The following is a 480-nucleotide window of genomic DNA, read 5'->3' as shown; positions in this document are numbered from 1 at the left end:
ACACCGACCTGGCGATGATGGCCGGCGTTGCCACCCGGTGCGAGGCGTGCGAAGGCAAGCGGTTCCAGCCGATGGTGCTGGAGTATCTGCTCGACGGGAAGAACATCGCCGAGGTGCTGGCGATGAGTGTGAGCGAGGCTCGCGAGTTCTTCGGGTCTGGCCCGGCGCACGCCATCCTGGCGCGGATGGATGATGTGGGTTTGGGGTACATCGGCATCGGGCAGCCGCTCACCACGTTGTCTGGTGGCGAGCGTCAGCGGCTCAAGCTGGCGATCTCCATGGCAGACAAGGGTGGCCTCTACGTGCTCGACGAACCGTCCATCGGCCTGCACCAACGCGACAATCGGAAGCTCCTGACGACGCTCGGGCGCCTGCGGGACCTGGGCAACACGGTAGTGGTGGTCGAGCACGACGAAGAGACGATTCGCGCCGCGGACTACGTGGTCGACCTTGGCCCCGGCGCCGGCGAGCTCGGCGGGC

Annotated in this window: 1 protein-coding gene; it reads left to right on the top strand. The window is 66.9% G+C overall.

The features are described 5' to 3' along the window. On the top strand, nucleotides 1–480 hold a 480-nt coding region (locus I6F37_RS38765), incomplete at both ends, for an ATP-binding cassette domain-containing protein (RefSeq protein ID WP_225154183.1).

The sequence above is a fragment of the Bradyrhizobium sp. NBAIM08 genome, assembly GCF_020193935.1.
GTDB lineage: Bacteria > Pseudomonadota > Alphaproteobacteria > Rhizobiales > Xanthobacteraceae > Bradyrhizobium > Bradyrhizobium yuanmingense.
Note: the sequence above shows the minus strand (reverse complement) of the source record. Positions and strands in the feature narration are given on the sequence as shown.